Source organism: Cellulosimicrobium sp. I38E (genome assembly GCF_001647255.1).
GTDB lineage: Bacteria > Actinomycetota > Actinomycetes > Actinomycetales > Cellulomonadaceae > Cellulosimicrobium > Cellulosimicrobium cellulans_E.
The window spans coordinates 1-22,866 of sequence record NZ_LUAZ01000015.1; the positions used below are offsets into that span (position 1 = coordinate 1).

20 protein-coding genes are annotated in these 22,866 nt (G+C 74.6%); 16 read left to right on the forward strand and 4 right to left on the reverse strand.

All coding sequences use genetic code 11. The features are described 5' to 3' along the window. From A0J59_RS04475 to A0J59_RS04495, 5 genes are all read left to right on the forward strand, one after another. A partial coding sequence (locus A0J59_RS04475; protein WP_064315360.1) for a PP2C family protein-serine/threonine phosphatase occupies positions 1-993 on the forward strand: 993 nt, incomplete at its 5' end. An 8-nt stretch (positions 994-1,001) separates the two neighbouring features. Continuing rightward, a complete protein-coding gene (locus tag A0J59_RS04480; protein ID WP_047233784.1) occupies positions 1,002-2,627 on the forward strand; it encodes an ATP-binding protein in 1,626 nt (541 codons plus the stop codon). A gap of 51 nt (positions 2,628-2,678) precedes the next feature. Beyond that, positions 2,679-3,119, forward strand: coding sequence for a response regulator (locus A0J59_RS04485; RefSeq protein WP_047233762.1), 441 nt, complete (start codon positions 2,679-2,681; stop codon positions 3,117-3,119). Positions 3,120-3,267: 148 nt separating this feature from the next. Next, positions 3,268-4,194, forward strand: a complete 927-nt coding sequence (locus tag A0J59_RS04490; protein WP_082918738.1) for a proteasome assembly chaperone family protein — start codon at positions 3,268-3,270, stop codon at positions 4,192-4,194. 319 nt (positions 4,195-4,513) lie between these two features. Further along, positions 4,514-4,717: a cold-shock protein gene (locus A0J59_RS04495; protein WP_034655075.1), complete on the forward strand. Its 204-nt coding sequence runs from the start codon at positions 4,514-4,516 to the stop codon at positions 4,715-4,717. Between the two features lie 85 nt (positions 4,718-4,802). Here A0J59_RS04495 and A0J59_RS04500 read toward each other — a convergent pair whose 3' ends face one another. Further along, entirely contained in the window at positions 4,803-5,645 is an 843-nt protein-coding gene (locus A0J59_RS04500) for a spermidine synthase (protein ID WP_255364987.1), read from the reverse strand. A gap of 196 nt (positions 5,646-5,841) precedes the next feature. Between A0J59_RS04500 and A0J59_RS04505 the strand changes: the two genes are divergently transcribed. From A0J59_RS04505 to A0J59_RS04515, 3 genes are read left to right on the forward strand one after another with little or no spacing between them, the layout of a single operon-like run. Continuing rightward, complete coding sequence (locus A0J59_RS04505; protein ID WP_064315361.1) at positions 5,842-6,285, forward strand: SAV_6107 family HEPN domain-containing protein; 444 nt, start codon at positions 5,842-5,844, stop codon at positions 6,283-6,285. 39 nt (positions 6,286-6,324) lie between these two features. Next, positions 6,325-7,581, forward strand: coding sequence for a DNA polymerase IV (locus A0J59_RS04510; protein WP_064315362.1), 1,257 nt, complete (start codon positions 6,325-6,327; stop codon positions 7,579-7,581). 37 nt (positions 7,582-7,618) lie between these two features. After that, complete coding sequence (locus tag A0J59_RS04515; RefSeq protein ID WP_053371702.1) at positions 7,619-8,014, forward strand: DUF3040 domain-containing protein; 396 nt, start codon at positions 7,619-7,621, stop codon at positions 8,012-8,014. On the opposite strand, the gene A0J59_RS04520 is transcribed toward A0J59_RS04515, so the two are convergent. The 3 genes from A0J59_RS04520 to A0J59_RS04530 are packed head-to-tail and all read right to left on the reverse strand — an operon-like array spanning position 7,962 to position 12,620. Further along, a complete protein-coding gene (locus A0J59_RS04520; protein WP_064315363.1) occupies positions 7,962-10,262 on the reverse strand; it encodes a DUF3488 and transglutaminase-like domain-containing protein in 2,301 nt (766 codons plus the stop codon). The genes A0J59_RS04515 and A0J59_RS04520 overlap by 53 nt on opposite strands. After that, the gene (locus A0J59_RS04525) at positions 10,259-11,599 is read right to left on the reverse strand and encodes a DUF58 domain-containing protein (RefSeq protein WP_064315364.1); all 1,341 of its coding nucleotides are present in this window, start codon (positions 11,597-11,599) and stop codon (positions 10,259-10,261) included. Before A0J59_RS04525 ends, A0J59_RS04520 begins: the two co-directional genes overlap by 4 nt. A 1-nt stretch (position 11,600) precedes the next feature. Further along, positions 11,601-12,620 (reverse strand): AAA family ATPase, encoded by a 1,020-nt coding sequence (locus A0J59_RS04530; protein ID WP_369799747.1) that lies wholly within the window; start codon positions 12,618-12,620, stop codon positions 11,601-11,603. Positions 12,621-12,969: 349 nt separating this feature from the next. On the opposite strand from A0J59_RS04530, the gene mraZ reads away from it, so the two are divergent. From mraZ to murD, 8 genes are all read left to right on the forward strand, one after another. After that, entirely contained in the window at positions 12,970-13,404 is a 435-nt protein-coding gene (gene mraZ / locus A0J59_RS04535; RefSeq protein ID WP_031316739.1) for a division/cell wall cluster transcriptional repressor MraZ, read from the forward strand. A gap of 170 nt (positions 13,405-13,574) precedes the next feature. After that, positions 13,575-14,609: a 16S rRNA (cytosine(1402)-N(4))-methyltransferase RsmH gene (gene rsmH / locus A0J59_RS04540; protein WP_064315365.1), complete on the forward strand. Its 1,035-nt coding sequence runs from the start codon at positions 13,575-13,577 to the stop codon at positions 14,607-14,609. After that, positions 14,606-15,049, forward strand: coding sequence for a hypothetical protein (locus tag A0J59_RS04545; protein ID WP_064315366.1), 444 nt, complete (start codon positions 14,606-14,608; stop codon positions 15,047-15,049). The genes rsmH and A0J59_RS04545 overlap by 4 nt, the downstream gene beginning before the upstream one ends. A gap of 341 nt (positions 15,050-15,390) precedes the next feature. Next, the gene (locus tag A0J59_RS04550) at positions 15,391-17,100 is read left to right on the forward strand and encodes a penicillin-binding protein 2 (protein ID WP_231581880.1); all 1,710 of its coding nucleotides are present in this window, start codon (positions 15,391-15,393) and stop codon (positions 17,098-17,100) included. 124 nt (positions 17,101-17,224) lie between these two features. After that, positions 17,225-18,889, forward strand: a complete 1,665-nt coding sequence (locus A0J59_RS04555; protein WP_064315367.1) for a UDP-N-acetylmuramoyl-L-alanyl-D-glutamate--2,6-diaminopimelate ligase — start codon at positions 17,225-17,227, stop codon at positions 18,887-18,889. Further along, positions 18,886-20,334, forward strand: a complete 1,449-nt coding sequence (gene murF / locus A0J59_RS04560) for a UDP-N-acetylmuramoyl-tripeptide--D-alanyl-D-alanine ligase (protein WP_064315368.1) — start codon at positions 18,886-18,888, stop codon at positions 20,332-20,334. Before A0J59_RS04555 ends, murF begins: the two co-directional genes overlap by 4 nt. After that, the gene (gene mraY, locus A0J59_RS04565) at positions 20,331-21,413 is read left to right on the forward strand and encodes a phospho-N-acetylmuramoyl-pentapeptide-transferase (protein ID WP_047234006.1); all 1,083 of its coding nucleotides are present in this window, start codon (positions 20,331-20,333) and stop codon (positions 21,411-21,413) included. The genes murF and mraY overlap by 4 nt, the downstream gene beginning before the upstream one ends. Continuing rightward, complete coding sequence (gene murD / locus A0J59_RS04570; protein WP_064315369.1) at positions 21,413-22,861, forward strand: UDP-N-acetylmuramoyl-L-alanine--D-glutamate ligase; 1,449 nt, start codon at positions 21,413-21,415, stop codon at positions 22,859-22,861. Before mraY ends, murD begins: the two co-directional genes overlap by 1 nt. The last annotated feature ends 5 nt before the right edge of the window (positions 22,862-22,866 follow it).

The following is a 22,866-nucleotide window of genomic DNA, read 5'->3' on the forward strand; positions in this document are numbered from 1 at the left end:
GCCCTGGTGGTCCTCACCGGGCACTCGGGCATCGACCTCGGCGTCCAGGCCGTCGCGGCCGGCGCCGACGACTACCTGGTGAAGGGGGAGGTCGACGGCGACCTCCTGGGCCGGTCGGTGCGCTACGCCGTGCAGCGGCGCATGTCCGTCGAGCAGCAGCGCGCGCTGTACCGCAGCGAGGTACGGGCGGCCGAGACCGCTCGGCTGGAGCGCGCGCTCCTGCCCACGCCGCTCGTCCAGGACGACCGGCTCGACGTCATGGTGGGCTACGTCCCCGGCGGCAACGGCCTCCTGGGCGGTGACTTCTTCGATGCGGTCGAGCGCCCGGACGGGACGGTGCTGTGCGTCATCGGCGACGTCGCGGGCCACGGTCCGGACGAGGCGGCGCTGGGCGCGACGCTGCGCACGGCCTGGCGCACCATCGTCCTCTCCGACACCCAGCCGGAGGGCATCCTTCCCCTCCTGGAGCGCGTCCTCGTGCCCGAGCGCGCCCGTCCCGAGGTCTTCGTCACCCTCTGCCAGGTCGTCGTCTCCGCAGACCGCCGGCGTGCGGAGGTCTACCTCGCGGGGCACCTCGCACCGCTCCTGCTGCGCGACACCGCGACCGAGATCACGCCCACGGCCCGCGGCCGCGCTCTCGGGATCCCCGTCCAGGGAGGGTGGACGTCGCAGTCCGTCGACCTCGGGGAGCGCTGGGCGCTCATGCTCTACACGGACGGGCTCGTCGAGGCGACGGTCGCGGGCTCGGGGGTCCCGGCGGGACGGGCCCGGCCCGAGCGCGTCGGCGTCGACGGCCTGCGCCGCGCCGTCGACAGCGCGCTCGAACTGGGGGTCGAGGGGGTCGTGGAGCGCGTCTTCCGCCGCGTGCGCGACCTGCACGGCGGCCCGCTGGCGGACGACGCCGCGCTCCTCGTGCTCGGCTGGGGCGGGGACGAGGGCACCCCCGGCGAGCGCACGGCGACCCTCGCGGACTCGGACGAGTGGGCCCGGTGACGCCGGCGGTGAGCGAGACGACCGGTACGCCGCACTCCAGGCGGCGGCGCGCCCCCACCCTGCGCCGCCGGCTCGGGTGGGCGCTCGTCGTCGCGGGCGTGATCCTGCTCGGCGTGCTCGCGACGTCGGCCATCGCCCTCTCGCGCGTGCTGACCACCCAGGGCGAGGTCACCGGGCCGTTCTTCGACGCGGTGACCGAGGCGGACGCCGCGTACGTGGGCCTGCTCGACGCCGAGGTGGCGGTGCGCGCGTACGTCGCGACCGGGGACGACACGGCGCTCGAGGCCTACACCCGGGCGGTCGGGACGGACGCCGAGGGCGTCGTCCCCGACCCCGCGCTCGTGGACCTGCTCGGGCTGGACGAGGAGCAGGCGGCGACGCTCGCGCAGGCCGACGCGTCGGTGCGCGCCTGGGTCACCGACTACGCCGAGCGCGCGATCGCGACCACCGAGGACGACGGCCCGGGGCGGGTGCGCGCCGTGGACCAGGCGCACGGGGCCGAGCTGTTCGCCGACGCACGGGCCGACACCGCGCGCTACGTCGACGCGATCCGCGCCGAGCGCCTCGAGCGGCTCGACACGCTCGACCGCTGGAGCAGGGCCCTCTTCGGGAGCGTCCTCGTCCTCGTGGGCTCGGCGCTCGCGGTCGGGATCATCCTCTGGGTGTGCCTCAAGCGCTGGGTCACCGAGCCGATGGCCGAGCTCGCGCACCGCGTGCGGCTCGTGAGCTCCGGGAGCCTCGACGAGCCGGTCGTGACCTCCGGCCCGGCGGAGATCGCGGACCTCGCCCAGGACGTCGAGCACATGCGCGTCGAGCTCGTCAACCAGGTCGCCGAGATCAAGGCGTCGCACGAGGACGCGGCCCGCTCGCACGAGCTCCTCGCGGAGCAGGCGCGTGAGCTCGAACGGTCCAACCGCGACCTCGAGCAGTTCGCCTACGTCGCGTCCCACGACCTCCAGGAGCCGCTGCGCAAGGTCGCGAGCTTCACGCAGCTCCTCAAGAAGCGGTACGGCGGCGAGCTCGACGACCGCGCGGACCAGTACATCGACTTCGCGGTCGACGGCGCCAAGCGCATGCAGCGGCTCATCCAGGACCTGCTCGGCTTCTCGCGGGTCGGCCGGACGGGCAACGAGCGCGTGGACGTGGACCTCGAGCGGGAGCTCGAGGGCGTGCTCGAGGACCTGTCCGAGAAGATCACGGAGACCGGGGCGAGCATCACGCACGACCCGCTGCCCGTCGTCGTCGGCGAGCGGGCGCTCCTGCACCAGCTCCTGGCGAACCTCCTCGGCAACGCGCTGAAGTTCCGCGACCCCGAGCGGGCGCCCGCCGTGCACGTGGGCGTGCTCGCACGGGACACGCACTGGGAGATCTCGGTCGAGGACAACGGGATCGGGATCGACCCGCAGTACGCCGAGCGCGTGTTCGTCATCTTCCAGCGGCTGCACGCCAAGGACGTGTACGAGGGCACCGGCATCGGCCTCGCGCTGTGCAAGCGCATCGTCGAGTACCACGGCGGTCGGATCTGGATCGAGCCGCGCGACGGCGGGACGACGATCCGCTTCACGCTCGCCCACGCGTACGTGCACGCGCAGGTCGGCTACGCTCGCTCCGACCACGACGGCGCGGAGCAGTGATCCCCGAGTGATCCCTGCCCGCGCACGCCACGACGACGAGGAGAGCCCCGCATGAGCCACGGCAGCAAGCCGATCGACGTCCTCCTGGTGGAGGACGACCCCGGCGACGTGCTCATGACGCGCGAGGCGTTCGAGGACCACAAGGTCACCAACCGCCTCTCGGTCGTCTCCGACGGTGTGAGCGCGCTGCAGTTCCTGCGCAAGGAGGGCGAGCACGAGGGCGCTCCGACGCCGGACCTGATCCTGCTCGACCTCAACCTGCCGCGCATGGACGGGCGCGAGGTCCTCGCCGAGCTCAAGGCGGACGAGGCGCTGCGCAAGATCCCGGTCGTCGTGCTGACGACGTCGGAGGCCGAGGAGGACGTCGTGCGGAGCTACTCGCTGCACGCCAACGCGTACGTCACCAAGCCGGTCGACTTCGACCGCTTCATCGACGTGGTGCGCCAGATCGACGACTTCTTCGTCTCCGTGGTGCGGCTGCCCGGTCGCTGAGCCGGCGCGTGCCGCTCCGGGGACCCGCCGGGTACCCGAGCGGGTCTGGCCGGGTCGGGAAGAACCGCGGGACGAGCCGTGTTGTCCTCGTCAGGCCCGTCGCGCGCCGTCGGCAGCGCACGGACGAAGGACGTCACGAGGAGGATGCATGCTGGACCCTCGCGGGATCTACGAGCTCGACGAGCAGGCCGTGGCAGGCCTGTGGCCCACGCCGCCCGAGCCGGGCGCGGGGCCCGTGCTGCTGCACGCCGTCGCGGGGTTCGTCGACGCGGGCAGCGCGGGCGAGGTCGCGGTCGACCACCTGCTGGGGATCGGCGAGGTCACCCGTGTGGTGACGTTCGACGTCGACCAGCTCCTCGACTACCGCTCCAAGCGCGCCACGATGACCTTCAGCACGGACCGCTGGTCCGACTACGACGAGCCGCACCTGGTGATCGACCACGTGCGCGACGCCGAGGGGACGGGGTTCCTGCTGCTGCACGGCGCCGAGCCGGACGTGCAGTGGGAGCGCGTGGTCGCCGCGGTGCGCGACGTCGTCGAGCGCCTCGGCGTGTCGCTCACGGTCGGCTTCCACGGCATCCCGATGGGGATCCCGCACACGCGGCCCCTGTCGGTCACCGCCCACGCGACGCGGCCGGAGCTGCTGGGGGAGCACACGTCGTGGTTCGGCACGGTGAAGGTCCCGGCCAGCCTGGCGGCCCTGCTGGAGCTGCGGCTCGGCCGGGCGGAGCACGACGCGCTCGGCGTCACCGTGCACGTACCGCACTACCTGGCGCAGTCGTCGTACCCACCGGCGGCCGTGGTCGCGCTCGAGCACGTGCAGCGCGTCACCGGTCTGGACCTCGCGACGAGCGGGCTCGCGGAGGCGGTGCAGGACGCGAAGACCGAGGTCGAGCGGCAGGTGCGCGACTCCGAGGAGGTCGCCGCGGTGGTCCGCGCCCTCGAGGAGCAGTACGACGCGTTCGCGCGCTCCGTCGGGCGCACGAGCCTGCTCGCGGAGTCCGCGCCGATCCCGACGGCCGACGAGCTCGGCGCCGAGTTCGAGCGCTTCCTCGCGCAGCAGTCGGGCGACTGAGCCGCGTCGACCCGGTTCGCCCCGGTTCCGGACCGGGGTGGAATGTGCCGAAAAATCATCACGAGAGGTGGCGAGTTCCATGGCGGACCAGACGTGGTCCGTGCCACACTGTCACCCGTTGCAGTGACGTACTTGCGCACGACCCGGTGCAGGGCCGGTACGTGGGTCCGCCCGGCGGGGTGGTCCGGCGTCGGGCCTGCCGGCCGCACACGGCCGGGGCGCCGGCGAAGGACGTGGGACATGGCATTGCGGCGCACGGGGGTGGACGAAGGGTCCGCTCGCTGATGTCCCCGGATGGACAGAAGGTCAGAGGAAGAGCATGGCGCAGGGTTCTGTGAAGTGGTTCAACGCCGAGAAGGGCTACGGCTTCATCGCGCAGGACGGCGGCGGTGCCGACGTCTTCGTGCACTACTCGGCGATCGAGTCGAACGGGTACCGCACGCTCGACGAGGCGCAGCGGGTCGAGTTCGAGATCACCCAGGGGCCGAAGGGCCCGCAGGCGGAGAAGGTTCGTCCGCTCTGACGTCCCCGACGTCTGGCGGCCGGGCCACCCGGTCGTCGCAGCAGTACAGGAGCCGCGCCCCCTCGGGCGCGGCTCCTGTCGCGTCTCACGACCTGTCCGCCACGGTGCCGCCGGTCGGCGCCCCCTCGGGGTCGTCGAGCACCGGCGCGGTGCCCACGAACGCGCTGAGCTCGTCGCCCGTGACGACGCGCGCCGGGACGGCGAGCGAGCGGACGGCGCGCGCCAGCGTCGTGCTCGACAGGCTCGGCGCACCTGACCCGGCGCGGACCGCGGCCAGCACGACGTTGCCGTAGCGCCGGCCCTTGAGCTGCGCGGGCTCCGCGATCGCCGCGACCCGGCCCTCCGCTGCGGACGTCTCCCCGAACGCGGCGGCGAGGGTCGCGGCCTCGCGGCGCGCCGTCGTGAGCGGCGGACGGTCGGCGCAGTTGACGAGGTAGACGCCGCCCGGGCGCAGGACGCGGTGCACCTCGACCGCCATGCCGAGGGTCGCGAGGTGGTCGGGCGTGCGGTCGCCGTCGAACACGTCGCGCACGACGACGTCGTACGAGGCGTCGGGCAGGCTCGCCACCGCGTGCCGCGCGTCGTCGGGACGCAGCCGGAGGCGCGGTGCCCGCGGCAGGTCGAACCATGTGCGCACCAGCTCGAGCAGGCGGGCGTCGAGGTCGACCCCGAGCTGGGTCGACCCCGGCCTGGTGTGCTCGACCCAGCGGGGCAGGCTGCACCCCGCCGCGCCGAGGTGCAGCGCGCGCAGGGGGGCCGCGCCGAGCTCGTCCATGACGGCCGCCATGTGCTGCATGTACTCGAACGCGAGCATCCCGGGGTCGTCGAGGTCGAGGTACGAGCTCGGGACGCCGTTGACGAAGAGCGTGACGGCCGACGGGACGTCCGGGTCGCGCTCGACGTGCGCGGTGCCCGTCGACGTCGGCACGGGCCCGGCCGGGAGCTCCGGCCTCGCGGTTCCGCCGCGGCCCCCGCTGCCCCGCCGCCGGGACGGTGTGGGTGGCGCGGAGGACCCTGAGGAGCGTCGGGAGGTGCGGCGAGCCATGTGCTCACCGTACGGGCTGGACGCCGCCCGGCGTTGACAGGATCGAACAGGTGTTCGATAGTGGAGGAGGAGGTGCGCGATGTCGAACGAAGCAGGCGCGAGGGGGGCGGTCGCCGTCCCCGCCGAGGTCCGTCGGCTGCTGGACCGCGCGGACGTGGAGCTCGTCGCGGCGGCGCTCGCGCAGGACGCGGGCGAGCGGTTCGTGCACGCCCATCTTGGCGCTCTGCGCGCCGCAGCGGCGGTCGTCGCGCTGCGCGCCCGACCGGTGCGTCGCGGGCGGGCCCGCTCGGTGTGGGACCAGCTCGCGGACGCCGAGCCGTCGCTCGCCGCGTGGTCCGGCTACTTCGCGAGCGGGGCGCGCGTGCGCGCCGCCGTCGACGCGGGTCGGTTCGACGCCGTGGACCCGCGCCGGGCCGACGAGCTCATGGCGTGCGCCGAGGACTTCCGTGACGAGGTCGCGATGCTCGTCGACCCGGACGCCGGGTTCGTCCGGCTGCCCGGTCTGCGGACGGTGGCGTCGTGACCCAGGCGCGGCCTGCGTCGAGCGCCCGGTGAGGCGGCGATGAGCCGCGGGCCGCGCGCGCTCGTCCGCAGAGACTGGGGCGACGACGAGGAGGGGTGCTCCATCCTCCACGTCGACATGGACGCGTTCTTCGCGTCCGTCGAGCTCGCCCGGCGTCCTCAGCTCGTGGGGCGACCGGTCGTCGTCGGTGGCGCGGAACGAGGCGTCGTCCTCGCGGCGACCTACGAGGCGCGGGCGTTCGGCGTCCACTCGGCGATGCCCATGGTGACTGCGCGCCGGCTGTGCCCGCAGGCGATCGTCGTCCCGCCGGACCACACGCGCTACTACGAGGTCTCCCGCGCGGTCATGGCGGTCATCGGCGAGATCACCGCGCTCGTGGAGCAGGTGAGCGTCGACGAGGCCTTCCTCGACGTGAGCGGGGCGCGGCGGCGCCTCGGGCCTCCGACGCGGATCGCGGCGGAGCTCCGGCGTCGCGTGCGAGCCGAGCACGGCATCACCTGCTCGGTCGGGATCGCGACGAACAAGTTCGTCGCCAAGCTGGCCTCGACGCACGCCAAGCCCGACGGCGTGCTCCTCGTGCCGGCGGCCGCCACCGTCCCGTTCCTGCGGACGCTGCCCGTCGGTGCGCTGTGGGGCGTGGGGGAGCGAACCGAGAGCGCGCTCGCACAGTGGGGCATCCGCACGGTCGCCGAGCTCGCCGACACGGACGTCGCGTCGCTCCAGGCGGCGGTCGGCAAGGTCGCGGGAGCGCACCTGCACGACCTCGCGTGGGGGCGCGACCCCCGGCCGGTCGAGCCGGAGCGGTCGGAGCGGAGCATCGGTGCCGAGACGACGTTCGCGCACGACCTGCGCGACCTCGCGGCGGTCCAGGCGCGCGTGCTGGAGCTCGCGGACCGGTGCGCCGGCCGGCTGCGCCACCAGGGTCTCGTCGCGCGCACCGTGAGCGTGAAGGTCCGGACCAGCGACTTCCGCACCGTGACCCGCGCGCGGACCCTCGGCGCCCCGACGGACGTCGCGCGCGAGATCTACCTCGTGGCGCGCGAGCTCGTCGCGAGCGTCGACCTGCGGGGCCTCGCCGTCCGGCTCGTGGGAGTCCGCGCGGAGGGCCTCGAACCCCGTGCGGACGCGGTCGTGCAGCCCACGCTCGAGGAAGCCGTCGAGGAGACGAACGCCGCCCGGCGACGGGTGGAGGAGGCCGTCGACGCGGTCCGAGGGCGCTTCGGGGTGAGATCCATCGCCATGGGGCCCGCGAGGGCCCGCTCGACTACCACCCCCGCGGATGTCGATCTATCCTGAGGGTGACACACGACCACCGTGGAGAAACGGGGTGCTCATGCCTCTGTCTGAGTACGAGCAGCGGGTCTTGGAGCAGATGGAGCGCGCGCTCACCTCGGACGACCCGCGGTTGGCGAACACGCTCCAGGCGCCACGACGACGTTCGGCGCTGCGCTATGTCCTGGCCGGAGTCGGCGTCGTCGGCGGCCTCCTCCTCCTCGTGCTGGGTGCTGCGCTGTCGCAGACCTGGCTCGGGGTGATCGGCTTCGTCCTCATGTTCGGGGGCGTCGTCCTGGTCTTCCAGTCTCCGCGCTCGTCGCGCAAGGGACCGGTGGGGACCGTCGAGGCGGACGGCACCGTCCGCCCGGCCGCGCCGAGCAAGGCGGCCCGCAAGCCCTTCCTCAGCCGACTGGAAGAGCGCTGGGACCGTCGGCGCGAGCAGGACGGTCGCTGAGCGACTCCTCGACAGCCTCGACCGCCGAGTCGACGAGTTCCTGGAGCCGGTCGGGACGGGCGACCGTCCGCGGCTCCGGGGCGTAACGCTCGGCCTCGAGGGCCGACGCCAGCCCGGAGACCGCTTCGGCGACGTCCTCGTCCCGCGCGTGCTGCCCGCGACGGGCCTGCAGCGCTGCGACGACCGCCGCGGGAACGCGCCGGGGCGTGGTCGACGTCGGCCACCGGACGTCGAGCGCCCCCAGCCGGTCGGTGAGCTCCGCCCATGCGTCCTCGGCGTCCCGCAGGCTCTGCGTCTCGGACCGGCGACGGAGCGCGAGCCACAGCGCCCCGCCGACGGCGATCGCGACAAGGAGCGCGACGCCCACGACGAGCAGCCAGGGTGCGCCGTCGTCCTGAGCGCCGCCGGTCGGCCCGCCCGTGCCGGGCGCGGTGGGCACGGGGCTCGCGGGCGCGGAGGGAGCCGCGGTCGTCGCGCCCGGTGTCGGCACGTTGCCCGGGTCTCCCGGCCCTCCCGGCGTCACGGCCACGGGCGTCGCCCACCGCGGGGTCGGGCCCGTCTGCTGGGCCGGGGTCGGCTCGAACCGCACCCAGCCCTGCCCCGGGAACCAGAGCTCCGGCCAGGCGTGGGAGTCGCGACCGGTGACCTGGAAGCTCGAGTCGTCGACGCGTTCGCCCGGCAGGAACCCGACGCCGAGACGTGCGGGGATGCCGAGGGTCCGTGCCATCATCGTCATCGAGGTCGCGAACTGGACGCAGTACCCCGTGCGGTCCTGCAGGAAGTCCCAGACCGCGTCGCCGGAGTCGCCCGGCGGTACCTCGGTCGAGTAGGTGAACTGCGACACGTCGCGGAAGTAGGTCTGCAGGGCGAGCGCCTGGTCGTAGCGCGTCGGCGCCCCGTCGACCACGGCGGCGGCCAGGTCGCGGATGTCCTGCTCGTGCTCGGTCGCGGGCACGTCGAGGTAGTTGGGGTCGTCCGGGTCCGCGCCCGTCGCCCCGCGCAGCGACGCCGCGTCGAGCGGCCGGGAGAAGACCGCGAGCTCGTACGCGGTTCCGGCGCCGGTGGGCTGGTCCCCGAGCACCTCGTCGCGGACGTCGTCGTACGACCAGTCGCCGTCGATGTCCACGGTGCGGGGCTCGGTCGGGACGGGGAGCCTGGTGTCCCGCAGCGACTCGAGCGTGACGCGTACGGACGTGGGCTCCTCGACGCCGGCCGGGTCGGTGGGCCACAGCATCTGGTCGGCCGCCTCGATCGGGGTGCCGTCGCGGTCCGCGCCGCGCCGCCAGTTGGTGCCGTCGAAACCCGTGAGGGTGAACACCCGGAGCGGGCCGACCTCGTCCGCGTCGGTCCGGTAGCGCAGCACGACCTCACCCGAGCGCTCCGCGAGGTCGCGACGCATGTCGAGGTCGTCGGAGAGCCGCACCGTCTGCCCGGTCGAGGAGAAGAGGCGCGACCACGACGCGGACGCGACCTCGGGGAGCGAGGCGCTCGCCGAACCGAGACCCAGGGCGACGACCGCGACGGCGACCGCCACGACGAGGGCGCCGACGGCCCGCAGGCCGCCGGCCGCACGGCCGTCCGCGCGGCGCGCGGACGCGCCGCGTCGCACGGTGCGGTGCGGGTTGTCGACCGCGAGGAGCAGGACGAGCGCGGCCACGGTCACGACGAACGCCAGGGGAGGGATCTCGCCCATGATGACGAGTCCCGGGATCCACAGGGCGAGGAGAGGCAGCGCGACCCCGGCGCTCAGGCGGAGCCCGCCGGCCATGAGGTCGGCGACGAGGAAGACCACGACCGCGCCCCCGACCGCCATGAGCGCGATCGGCAGGCTCGGGTCGATCGGGGCGACCTCCGCGAGCGTGAGGTCCCGCGCGGTGGAGAGCCGGGACAGGACCCGGTCGACGTTGGAGAGGCCGATGAGGAGGGAGAAGCGGTCGGTCGGGCCCCCGTAGAGCCCGAGCAGGGCCCAGAGGCCGACGACGAGACCGGCGAGCGAGGGAAGCAGCGCGGCCGGAGGGGCGAGGACGTCGCCCCGTGCCGCGTGGCCCCGCTCGAGGGCGTAGCGCGAGACGCCGGTCACGAGGGCGAGGACCACGATGGTCCGTACGGCGGTGCCGGTCCAGCCGCCCGGACCGATGACGCTGCCGAGCGCGTACGTCGACGCGACGACGGCGACGGCGACGAGCGCGCTCGTCGCGAGCACGCGGAGGCCCACGGGGGCGGTGGTGTCCGGTCGGGACGTGGTCATCGCGAGCCCTCCACGAGCAGGGTCCAGGCGTGCTCCAAGGACGCCGACGGGTCGACGAGCGCTGCGTGCCACCCGGTGGACCGCAGGGCGGCCACGGTCTCGAGCGCGTCGGCGTGCTCGGGCGCCCAGGGCCGTGCGCTCACCACGAGCGCGCGGTGCAGGCCGTCCCCGGCCATGGCCGCGACCGTGTGCCGGGCGACGGAGCCGAGCGGGCCGAGCACCGCGACGGTGATCTCGCCCGGGCGCCGGTCCCGCCGCAGCGCCTCGGAGGTCGCGACGACGGAGCGGTCGGCGTCCGCGACCACATGGTGCCCGTGGAGGTCGACGGTGGCGTCCAGGAGGTCGGCCGGCCCCTCGCCCGAGCGGTTGACGCGGAAGCCCGTGCCCGACACGACCGGTGCGAGCGACGTCGGGACGAGCCGGACGGGGTGGCCGGCCTGGAGGAGGGACACGCCGATCGACGCCGCGCACTCGACCGCCCACTCGCCGTCCTCGAGGGCGCGGGGGCTCGACGCGGCGAGCTCCGGGTGGGGCAGGAGCCCGCGGTCCAGGAGGACGCTGACGGGCGGCAGGCCCGCGCTCTCGTCCGCGCGGACCATGAGCTGGCCGTGCCGGGCCGCGCTGGCCCAGTGCACGCGCCGCGGGTCGTCGCCGGCGACGTAGTCGCGCAGCACCGAGTCGTCGCTCGACGCGAGCCGAGCACCCGACGCGGAGCGCTCGTGCTCGCCGAACGCCCGCGACCCGCGAACGGGCAGCTCGACCGTGCGCGGCCACACCGCGACGGCGGTCGGGTCGCCGAGCTCCTGGGTCGCGCTGACCAGGCCGAAGAGATCGACCCGCGTCGTGAGGAGCGGTCCGAGCGGCCACCGGCCGCGGCGGAGCGGGCGCAGGCGGTAGCGGACCGCGATGTGGTCGCCCACCGTCGCGACCTGTGCCCGCAAGGAGCCCTGGTCGCACAGCTCGTGCGCCGCCTGCTCGCTGATCCGGAGGCGGGCGAGCGTCGTGGCCGTGGACGACGTGGCCCGCGCGGCCGCGACCGTGAGGCGCGCCGTCGTGAACTGCCCGCGCACGGCGGGGTTCGGCTGGACGCGGCGCGTCACGTGCAGGGCGCCACGGCCACGGTCGATCCGGCGGACGGCCATCCAGCACCAGGCGGCGCCGACGGCGAGCGCCCCGGCGACGCCGAGCCCGACGAGGTCCGGCAGCCCGAGCGTGACACCGAGGACGGCGAGCGCGGCGCCGGCGGCGAGCACCACGGTGCCGCGCCGGGTCAGGCGCGCGCTGGCGAGGCTCCTGCCCCTGCCGCGGAGCCGCGCGAGGAACGACGGGGCGCGCACGTCAGCGTCGCTCGGTCGCGTCCAGGGCGGGGATCGGCGTCTGCGCCACGATCGACGCGACGACGGCCTCGGCGTCCTGGCCCGCGAGCCGGGCCTCGGTCGTGATGACGAGCCGGTGCGCGAGCACGGGGACGGCGAGGTACTGCACGTCGTCGGGGAGCACGTGGTCGCGGCCGGCCATGGCCGCGAGGGACTTCGCCGCGCGCAGGAGCTGGAGCGTCGTCCGGGGCGACGCCCCGAGCCGCAGGCCGGGGTGCTCGCGCGTCGCGGTGACGAGGGCGAGCACGTACCTCTTGACGGCGGTCGACGCGTAGACGGCGCGCGCCACCTCGGCGAACCGCAGGACGGCCGCGCCGGTGGTCACGGGGCGGAGGTGGGCCAACGGGTTGTCCGACTCCTGCCGGTCGAGCATCCGGAGCTCGGCGTCGACGTCCGGGTAGCCGACCGTCAGTCGCGCCATGAAACGGTCGCGCTGCGCCTCCGGCAAGGGATAGGTGCCCTCCATCTCGACGGGGTTCTGCGTCGCGACGACGAGGAAGGGGCTCGGCAGCGGGTGGGTCGTCCCGTCGACCGTGGTCTGCCCCTCCTCCATGCACTCGAGGAGCGCCGACTGCGTCTTGGGGGAGGCGCGGTTGATCTCGTCGCCGATCACGATGTTCGAGAAGACCGGGCCCGGGCGGAACTCGAACTCGTGGTTCGCGGCACGGTAGATGTTGACGCCGGTGAGGTCGCTCGGCAGGAGGTCCGGCGTGAACTGGATGCGGCCGACCTTGCAGTCGATCGTGCGAGCCAGCGCCTTGGCGAGCGTCGTCTTGCCGACGCCGGGGACGTCCTCGATGAGGAGGTGGCCCTGGGCGAGGAGGACGGCGACGGTGACGGTCACGAGGTCGGGACGGCCCGTGACGACGGACTCGATGCCGGAGCGGATCCGGCCCGTGGTCTCGACCAGCTCGTCGAGGCCGGCCAGGGCGTCGCCCCCGGGATCGTCGGAGGGCGCGACAGGGGCGATGTCGGGGAGCACGGAGACCTCCGTCGTCGGTGGCGCAGTGCCGCGGACCAGGGAGACCGCGGGTGGGAAGAGCCTAGTGGACCGCCGGCGCTGCGCCGAGCGCCGGCGCGAGGGCCGGCGGTACCCCGGCCGCTGCGTGCGCGCCCCCGGACCCGCGTCGCGACGCGCCATGGGGAGTGCTCCCCTCCACCCCGCTCCACCCGGCGTGACCTGCGGAGATCCTGCGAAGGCGGGTGAAAGCCCGTGGATTCACCGAGAGCGGTGGAGGGAAGTGGAGTACCGTGGAGGAGAAGGGAGCAGGAGGGGAGGTGCCAGGTGCATGTCCGGCTTCGTGGACGACGTGCTCGGCGGTTCCTCCGGCCTGCTCCTGGGCACCTTCACGCCACGTCTGGACGACAAGGGGAGGCTCATCCTCCCCGCGAAGTTCCGGTCGCGGCTCGCACCGGGTCTCGTCATGACGCGGGGGCAGGAGCGCTGTCTGTTCCTGCTGCCGATGGACGAGTTCCGGCGCATGTACGACCAGATCCGGCAGGCGCCGGTGACGAGCAAGCAGGCCCGGGACTACCTGCGCGTCTTCCTGTCGGGAGCGAGCGACGAGATCCCGGACAAGCAGGGACGCGTCTCGATCCCCGCGCCCTTGCGGGCGTACGCGGGGCTCGATCGCGACGTCGCCGTGATCGGCGCCGGCACGCGGGTCGAGATCTGGGACGCGCAGGCCTGGGAGACGTACCTCGCGGAGCAGGAGTCGGCGTACTCCGACACCGCCGAGGAGGTGTTCCCTGACCTGCGCTTCTAGGGCACGACCCACGGTTCCCGCACGGTGAGGCCTCCTCCCGCCCGGTCTGACGCACTTCCCCGGCGCCAGAAAGGACGCGGAGGGAGACCTGACCGTACGGGGACCGGCCGGGCGAGGCGCACCACCGGACGGTACGGACCGGCCACGACCAGCACGGAGAGGAGACGGACATGACGAGCACCCCCGACGACGCCGCCGAGCGGCACGTCCCGGTCCTCCTCCAGCGCTGCGTCGACCTCCTCGCCCCCGCGCTCGCGGAGCCCGGCGCCGTCCTCGTCGACTGCACGCTCGGCATGGGCGGGCACACCGAGGCCGTCCTGGAGCAGGTCCCGACGGCGCGCGTCGTCGGCATCGACCGCGACCCCGAGGCCATCGCCCGCGCGTCGCGCCGCCTCGAGCGGTTCGGCGACCGGTTCCGCGCGGTGCACGCCGTCTACGACGAGATCGGCGACGTCGTGGCCGACGTCGTCGGCGGGCCGGTCCAGGGCGTGCTCATGGACCTCGGGGTGTCCTCGCTCCAGATCGACGAGGCCGACCGCGGGTTCTCCTACGCGCACGACGCGCCGCTCGACATGCGCATGGACCCGTCGACCGGCCAGACGGCCGCCGACGTCCTCAACTCCTACGACGAGCGCGCGCTCACCCGGATCCTGCGCGACTACGGCGAGGAGCGGTTCGCGCAGCGCGTCGCCCGCGCGATCGTCCGACGCCGCGAGCAGCGCCCGTGGGAGCGCAGCGCCGAGCTCGTCGAGGTCGTGCGCGACGCGATCCCGGCCGCGACGCGGACGACGGGCGGGAACCCGGCCAAGCGGACCTTCCAGGCGCTGCGGATCGAGGTGAACGGCGAGCTCGAGGTGCTCGAGCGCGCGGTCCCGGCTGCCGTGGACGTCCTCGCCGTGGGCGGGCGCCTCGTCGTCGAGTCGTACCACTCGCTCGAGGACCGGATCGTCAAGCGCGTGCTGGCCGCGGGGGCGACGATCAGCGCCCCGCCCGGGCTGCCCGTCGTGCCGGAGGAGGACCAGCCGTACCTGCGGCTCCTCACCCGCGGCGCGGAGGAGGCGTCGGTCGTCGAGCGGGAGTCCAACCCGCGCTCGGCGTCCGTGCGGCTCCGCGCCGCCGAGCGCACCCGGCCCACGCCGCCGCACCGCCGCCCGGCGCACCGACCGACCGACCGACCGCACGACCCGGGGGAGAGGACACGATGAGCGCACAGAGGTCGACCGCCGCCCGCCCGCTCCCGCGCACCGCGCGCCCGGCACCGCGCCCGTCGCTCACGGCGCTGCCGGGCGGCGCGTCGGAGCGCGCGCTCCGCTCGCGTCTCGAGCTCGTCCGGGCGCCGCTCCAGGCGCGGTCCAAGATCCCGTTCCTCGTCGTCTGCATGTCGATCCTCGGTGCGGCGCTCCTGTGTGCTCTCCTGGTGAACACGACGATGGCGCGCAACTCCTACGAGATGTCGGAGCTGCGCCGGGAGGTGAGCCGAGTGGCCCAGGACACGCAGAGCCTGGAGGCACAGGTCGCCGCCCAGAAGACCTCGCTGCCGGACACCGCGGCCTCCCTCGGCATGGTGCCCGCGGAGGACCCGGCGATGATCCGGCTGTCCGACGGCACCGTCCTCGGCGGCGCGCAGGAGGAGGCCGGGCAGTGACGCGACAGACCGGAGCAGGAGGTGCCGGCCGGTCCCGACCGGTCGCGAGCTCGCAGAAGTCACGTCCGACCCCCACGACCTCCCGGCCCGTGCCGGGAGGTCGTCGTGCTTCCGGTGCCGCTCGTGGGGCCGCCGGAACGGGTGCCGGCTCCGGCACGCGAGCCGCCGCGACCGCGCGAGGGACCGGCGCGCGCGCGGCGGACGCACCCGCCCGTTCGCCCCGGACGACGGTGCCCCGCGCGCCGAGGGGCGGCGGGCGCCCGCCAGCGCGCCCCGCCCGGGGGACCCGGGAGCCGGGACGACCCGAGCGGCGCCAGCGCTGGCTCATCGTGGTCGCGGGCGTGATCACGGCGGTCTTCGTGGGTCAGCTCGTCAACGTCCAGGTGCTCCGCGGGCCGGCGCTCGCCGCCGACGCGCGCGCCGACCGCACGCGCAGCTCGACCCTGCTGGCCCACCGCGGCGACATCACCGACGCCGACGGCGTGGTGCTCGCGACGTCCGTGGACCGGTACACGGTCGCGGCGGACCCGAAGACGATCGCCGACTTCACGCCCCGCAGCGCCGACCTCGTCGACGGCGAGCCGCTCGAGGAGGGCGGCGCCGTGGGCGTGGCCAAGCTGCTCGCCCCGATCCTGGGGAAGTCCTCCCCGGAGCTCGCCGCGCAGCTCAACGGGACGTCGCGGTACGTCGTCCTGGCCAAGGACGTCACGCCTGAGGTGCAGCGCCAGATCGCGGACCTCCAGCTCTCCGCCTACGTGCGCACGACCATGACGAGCGAGCGGACGTACCCGGCGGGCACGGTCGCGGGCAACCTCGTGGGGTTCGTCAACGAGGAGCAGGCGGGCGGCGGCGGCGTCGAGGCGTCCTACGACGACGTCCTCGCCGGCGTCTCCGGGTCGCGCGAGTGCGAGGCCGGGCTGGGCGGTCAGGTCATCCCGACCGGCCGGTGCGACGTCGTGGACGCGGTGCCCGGGCGGAACGTGCAGCTCACGGTCTCGCGCGACGTGCAGTGGAAGGCGCAGGACTCCGTGGACCGCGCGGTGAGCGAGACCGGCGCGGAGTACGCGATCGCCGTGGTGCAGGACACGCGCACGGGCGAGATCCTCGCGCTCGCGGACTCGGGTACCGTGAACCCGAACGACCGGACCACGGACGCCGTCGCCCGGCCGAGCCGCGCGGTGTCGAACGTCTTCGACCCCGGGTCGACGGGCAAGGTCGTCACGATGGCCGCCGCGATCGAGGGCGGCTACGCGGACGCCGGCACGCAGTTCGAGGTGCCCGACCGCTACACCACGCCCAACGGGCAGACGTTCAAGGACTCGCACGACCACCCGGTGCAGCGCCTCACCCTCGCGGGGATCCTCGCCGAGTCCTCGAACACCGGCACCGTCCAGGTCGGGGAGAAGATCCCCAAGCAGGTGCGCTACGACTACCTGCACAAGTTCGGCTTCGGGCAGAAGTCCGGCCTCGGCCTGCCGGGCGAGTCCGCCGGGATCCTGCACCCCGCCGACGCGTGGGACGGGCGCACCGAGTACGCCGTGCTGTTCGGCCAGAGCGTGTCGGTGAACGCCATCCAGGCGACGAGCGTCTTCTCGACGATCGCCAACGGGGGCGTCCGCGCGACGCCGCGCATCGTCGCGGGCACCACGGACGAGCGAGGTGAGCTCGTCCCCGCGGATCCTCCCGCTCCGGTGCGTGTCGTCTCGCAGGAGACCGCAGACACTGTGCTGCACATGATGGAGTCGGTGGTCGAGGAGGGCACGGGGTCGAGCGCGGCGGTACCCGGCTACCGCGTCGCGGGCAAGACCGGGACCGCGGAGGCCGCCGGGGACGACGGCCGGTTGTCGGGGATCATGGCGTCGTTCATCGGCGTGGCCCCCGCGGACGACCCTCGGTACACGGTGTCGGTGTTCCTCAAGAACCCCCACTCGTCCATCTACGGCGGCGTGGTCGCGGCGCCCGTGTTCAGCGAGATCATGGGTTTCACGCTCGAGCACGAGGGCGTGCAGCCGAGCACGGAGCCGTACGTGCCGCTCCCGACGACGTGGTGAACCTCACCAGGTCGCGGGAGCCGGGGCGCGCCGTCGGTGAAGGTCCGGTGAAGCGCGCTCCCGCGCGGTGTCCGGGGCCCCACCGCTTGCGAGGGTGCCCGTCGCGGCACGGTAGGTTCTACACGTGACATCCCCGATCGACCGCCTTCGTCCTGCCGCGACCACCCGTCGGTCGGTCGAGGACCTGGCAGCACGGTTCGGTCTCGACGTCCGCGCAGGTGGCGGGCCCGGAGGCTCGTCCGCACCGGGCGGCGTCGAGGTGTGGTCCGTCGCGTCCGACGACCGGACGGCCGACGCCGGCGACCTCTTCGTCGCCCTCCCCGGCGCCCGCGCGCACGGGGCGCGATTCGCGCCCGCCGCCGTCGCGCGCGGGGCGCACGCCGTCCTCACGGACGAGCAGGGCGCCGTGCTCGTGGCCGAGGCGGGCCTCGGGGTCCCCGTGCTCGTCGCCGCGGACCCGCGCGCGCTGCTCGGACCGGTCGCCGCGTGGGTCTACGGCAGTCCCGCGCAGGACCTCACGACGTTCGGCGTGACCGGCACGAACGGCAAGACCACCACCACGTACCTGGTCGACCACGCGCTGCGCGCGCTCGGTTGGAAGGGCGGGCTCATCGGCACGGTGGAGATGCGGTCGGGCGACCGCGTCCTGCCGAGCCGGCTCACGACGCCCGAGGCCGCCGACCTCCAGGCGCTGCTCGCGGCGATGCGGGAGGACGCCGTGCGCACCCTCGCGATGGAGGTCTCGTCGCACGCGCTGGCGCTGCACCGGGTCGACGGGCTCGTGTTCGACGTCGTGGGCTTCACCAACCTCAGCCAGGACCACCTCGACTTCCACGGCGACCTCCAGGAGTACTTCGAGGCGAAGGCGCTCCTGTTCACGCCCGAGCACGCCCGCCGCGGCGTCGTCGTCGTCGACGACGCGTGGGGCGAGCGCATGGTCGCGGCCGCCCGCATCCCGGTCGCGACGCTGCGCGTCGGCGCGCGGGGCCCGGAGGGCGAGCAGCCGGTAGCGGACTGGACCGTGCACGACGTCGAGCCCTCGGCGGCCGGGGGCTCCGCGTTCACGCTGCGCCATCGTGACGGCCGGAGCGTGCGCACGACGACGAGCCTGCCGGGCGCGTTCAACGTCGCCAACGCGGCGCTCGCCCTCGCGCTCGTGCTCGAGGCGGGGACCGACCCGCGCGACGTGGAGGCGGCGCTCGAGGCGGCGGGCGGGCTCGCCCCGGCGGTGCCCGGGCGCATGGAGCTCGTCTCGCGCCCGCCGCACCGCCCGCGCGTCGTCGTGGACTTCGCCCACAACCCGGACGCGCTGGCGCTCGCCCTCGACGCGCTGCGCCCGACGACCCCGGGCCGCCTGGTCGTCGTCTTCGGTGCCACGGGCGACCGCGACCGCGGCAAGCGGCCCACGATGGGCGGCGTCGCGGTCGAGGGGGCCGACGTCGTCGTCGTGACGGACGACGACCCGCACGGCGAGGACCCGGCCGCGATCCGCGCCGAGGTGCTGCCGGGCGCGCACGCCGCGCGCGAGGCGGCGGCGGCCGCGCCCGAGCCGCGCGACGTCGTCGTGCTCGAGGTGGCGCCGCGCGCCCGGGCGATCCGTGAGGCGATCGCCGCCGCCGGCCCCGACGACACGGTGCTCGTCGCAGGCCGTGGCCACGAGGTGTGGCAGGAGATCGCCGGCGTCGACCACCCCCTGGACGACCGCGTCGAGGCACGGGCCGCGCTCGAGGAGCGCCCCGCGACGACGCCGCCAGACGACACCCCCGACCTGAAGGAGCACCACGCATGATCGAGCTCACTGCGGCGCAGGTGGCCGCAGCGACCGGCGGACGGTTGTCCGCCGACCCGGAGGTGCGGGTCGGGGGGCCCGTCGTCGTCGACTCGCGCCGGGTCGCGCCGGGATCGCTCTTCGTCGCGCTGCCCGGCGAGCACGTCGACGGGCACGACTTCGCCGCCGGGGCCGTCGCCGCCGGTGCGACCCTGGTCCTCGCCGCGCGCGAGCTCGACGTGCCGTGCGTCGTCGTCGACGACGTGCAGACCGCGCTCGGCGAGCTCGCCCGGCACGTGCTCGCGACGCTGCGCGAGCGCGGCGACGTGCGCGTGGTCGCCGTGACGGGCTCCGTGGGCAAGACGACGACCAAGGACCTGCTGGGTCAGCTGCTGCGGCCCGAGGGCGAGACGGTCGTGCCGCGCGGTTCGTTCAACAACGAGATCGGGCTCCCGCTCACCGTGCTCGAGGCGGACGAGTCCACGCGGTTCCTGGTGCTCGAGATGGGCGCGAGCGGCGTCGGTCACCTCACCTACCTGACGCGCATCGCGCCCCCCGACGTCTCGGTCGTGCTCGTCGTGGGCAGCGCCCACCTCGGGGAGTTCGGCGGGATCGAGGCCGTGGCCCGCGCCAAGTCCGAGCTCGTCGCGGGGCTCGCGCCGGGCGGGGTCGCGGTGCTCAACGCCGACGACCTCCGGGTCGCCGCGATGGCCGAGCTCGCACCGGGCGAGGTCGTCACGTTCGGCACCATCCCCGCCGCCGACGTGCGCGCCGAGGACCTCGGGATCGACCGCACCGGCCGGGCGTCCTTCACGCTGCGCGTGCGTCCGGGAGCTGCCGGGGACGCACGGCCGGCCGAGGAGACGCACGCGCGCGCGACCCTCGGCCTCGTGGGCGAGCACCACGTGACGAACGCCCTCGCGGCCGCGACGGCGGCGCTGCGCCTCGGCGTCGCGCTGCCCGACGTCGCCGCGCGGCTCTCCGACGCCCGCGCGCTGAGCCCGCACCGCATGCAGGTCACCGAGCGGCCGGACGGCATCACGGTGATCGACGACTCGTACAACGCCAACCCCGACTCCATGCGAGCGGCGCTCAAGGCGCTCGCCGTGATGGCGGGGCGCGACCGGCGCTCGGTCGCCGTGCTCGGCGAGATGCTCGAGCTCGGCGAGGACTCGCGCGTCGCTCACGACGACCTCGGCCGGCTCGTGGTCCGATTGAACGTCAAGCTGCTCGTCGTGGTCGGCGAGGGTGCCGGCGGGATCCACGACGGCGCGACCCAGGAGGGGTCGTGGGGCGACGAGACCCGGTTCGTCCCCGACGTGGAGGCGGCGTCCGCGCTGCTGCGCGACGAGCTGCGGGAAGGGGACGTCGTGCTCGTGAAGGCCTCGAACGGGTCCGGGCTGTGGCGGCTCGGCGACGAGCTGGCCGCGGCCGGTGGCGAATCGTCCGGAGGTGACCGCGCATGATCGCGATCATCGTCGCGGCGGGCGTCTCCCTGCTCGTCGCCCTCTTCGGGACGCCGCTGTTCATCCGGTTCCTCGTCCACCGCAACTACGGGCAGTTCGTCCGCCAGGACGGCCCGACGGCGCACTTCACCAAGCGCGGGACGCCCACCATGGGCGGGGTCGTGATCATCGGGGCGACGCTGCTCGGCTGGGCGATGTCGTACGTCGTCTCGGGGCGGTTCCCGAGCGTGTCCTCCCTGCTCGTGCTGTTCCTCATGACCGGGCTCGGGATCGTCGGGTTCCTCGACGACTTCACGAAGATCCGCAAGCAGCGCAGCCTCGGGCTCACGGCGCGCGCCAAGATCATCGGCCAGGGGGCCGTCGGCATCGCGTTCGCGGTGCTCGCGCTCCAGTTCCCCAACGAGCACGGTCGGACGCCCGCGTCCACGCGCATCTCGTTCCTGCGCGACACGAACCTCGACCTCGCGTTCGCGGGTGCGACGGTCGGTCTGATCCTGTTCGTGATCTGGGCGAACTTCCTCATCACGGCGTGGTCGAACGCGGTGAACCTCACCGACGGCCTCGACGGGCTCGCGACGGGCGTCTCGCTCATCGTGTTCGGCTCGTACGTCCTCGTGGGGATCTGGCAGCTCAACCAGACGTGCCAGCGGCTCGCCTCGGCAGGCCCGAGCTGTTACGAGACGCGAGACCCGCAGGACCTCGCGATCGTGGCCGCGGCGATCGTCGGCGCGTGCTTCGGCTTCCTGTGGTGGAACGCGAGCCCGGCGAAGATCTTCATGGGCGACACCGGCTCGCTCGCCCTCGGCGGCGCTCTCGCCGGCCTGTCGATCCTCACGCGCACCGAGTTCCTCGCGCTCATCATCGGCGGCCTGTTCGTCATCATCGTGCTCTCCGACGTCATCCAGATCGGCTTCTTCAAGATGACCGGGCGGCGCGTGTTCAAGATGGCCCCGCTGCACCACCACTTCGAGCTGTCGGGCTGGGGCGAGGTCACGATCGTCATCCGCTTCTGGCTCATCGCCGGGCTGTTCGCCGCGCTCGGCATCGGCATCTTCTACGCCGAGTGGGTGGTCGGCTAGTGGCACGCGACCGTCACGACCTCGCGGTCCCGCTCGACGCGGCGCGCGTGGTCGTCGCCGGACTCGGTGTCTCGGGCCGGGCGGCCGCGGCCGCCCTCGCGCCCCGGGCCGCCGCCGTCGTCACGCTCGACGACCGCGCCGAGGACGCGGACCTGCGCCACGCGGACGACGTCGACCTCGCGGCGACCGACCTCGTCGTCGTCTCGCCCGGCTGGCCGCCGTCCCACCCGCTGCTCGTCGCGGCGGGGGAGCGGGGCGTGCCGGTGTGGAGCGAGGTCGAGCTCGCGTGGCGGCTGCGCGTCGACGGCCCGTCCGGGCGCCCGGCGCCCTGGCTCGCCGTGACCGGGACGAACGGCAAGACCACGACCGTCGAGATGCTCGAGACGATCCTGCGGACCGCAGGCCTGCGCGCCGCGGCGGTCGGGAACGTCGGGACGCCGGTCGTGGAGGCGGCGCTCGACCCGACGCTCGACGTGCTCGCCGTCGAGCTCTCGAGCTTCCAGCTCCACTTCACGCACACGACGTCGCCCGAGGCGGGTGCGGTGCTCAACGTCGCGCCGGACCACCTCGACTGGCACGGCGGCCTCGACGCGTACGCGGCGGACAAGGGCCGGGTCTTCGAGGACGCGCAGGTCGCGTGCGTCTACAACGCCGCGGACCCGCGCACGGAGGCTCTCGTGCGCGAGGCCGACGTGGTGGAGGGCGCGCGCGCCGTCGGCTTCACGCTCGGCGCCCCCGCCCGTGGCCAGCTCGGCGTCATCGAGGACGTGCTCGTGGACCGCGCGTTCCACGCGCCCGCGGACGCGCCCGACCGGCACACGCACGCCGCCGAGCTCGCGACGCTGGGCGACCTCGCCCACCTGGCCGGTGCCGACGGCGTCGTGCCCGCGCACGTGGTGGCCAACGCCCTCGCCGCGGCCGCCCTGGCGCGTGCGCACGGCGTGCCCGCCGTGGCCGTGCGCGACGGGCTGCGCGCCTTCCGGACGGGCTCGCACCGCATCGAGCAGGTCGCGTCGGTCGACGGCGTCGCCTACGTCGACGACTCCAAGGCGACGAACGCGCACGCCGCGTCCGCGTCGCTCGCGTCGTTCGCGCCGGGCACGGTCGTGTGGGTCGCGGGCGGTCTCGCCAAGGGCGCGTCGTTCGACGAGCTCGTCGCCGCGCGCGCCGACCGGCTGCGTGCCGTGGTGCTCATCGGCGTCGACGCAGAGCCGTTCGCGGGCGCGCTCGCCCGACACGCGCCCGATATCCCGGTGGTCCGGGTCGATCCTGGCGACACTGGGACCGTGATGCCCCGCGCCGTCGACTCCGCCCGCCGCCTCGCGCAGGCCGGCGACACGGTGCTGCTCGCCCCGGCCGGTGCGTCGATGGACCAGTTCCGCTCGTACGCCGCGCGCGGCGACGCGTTCGCCGACGCGGCGCGCGCGCTGCGCCCCGACCACGGGTAGGCCGG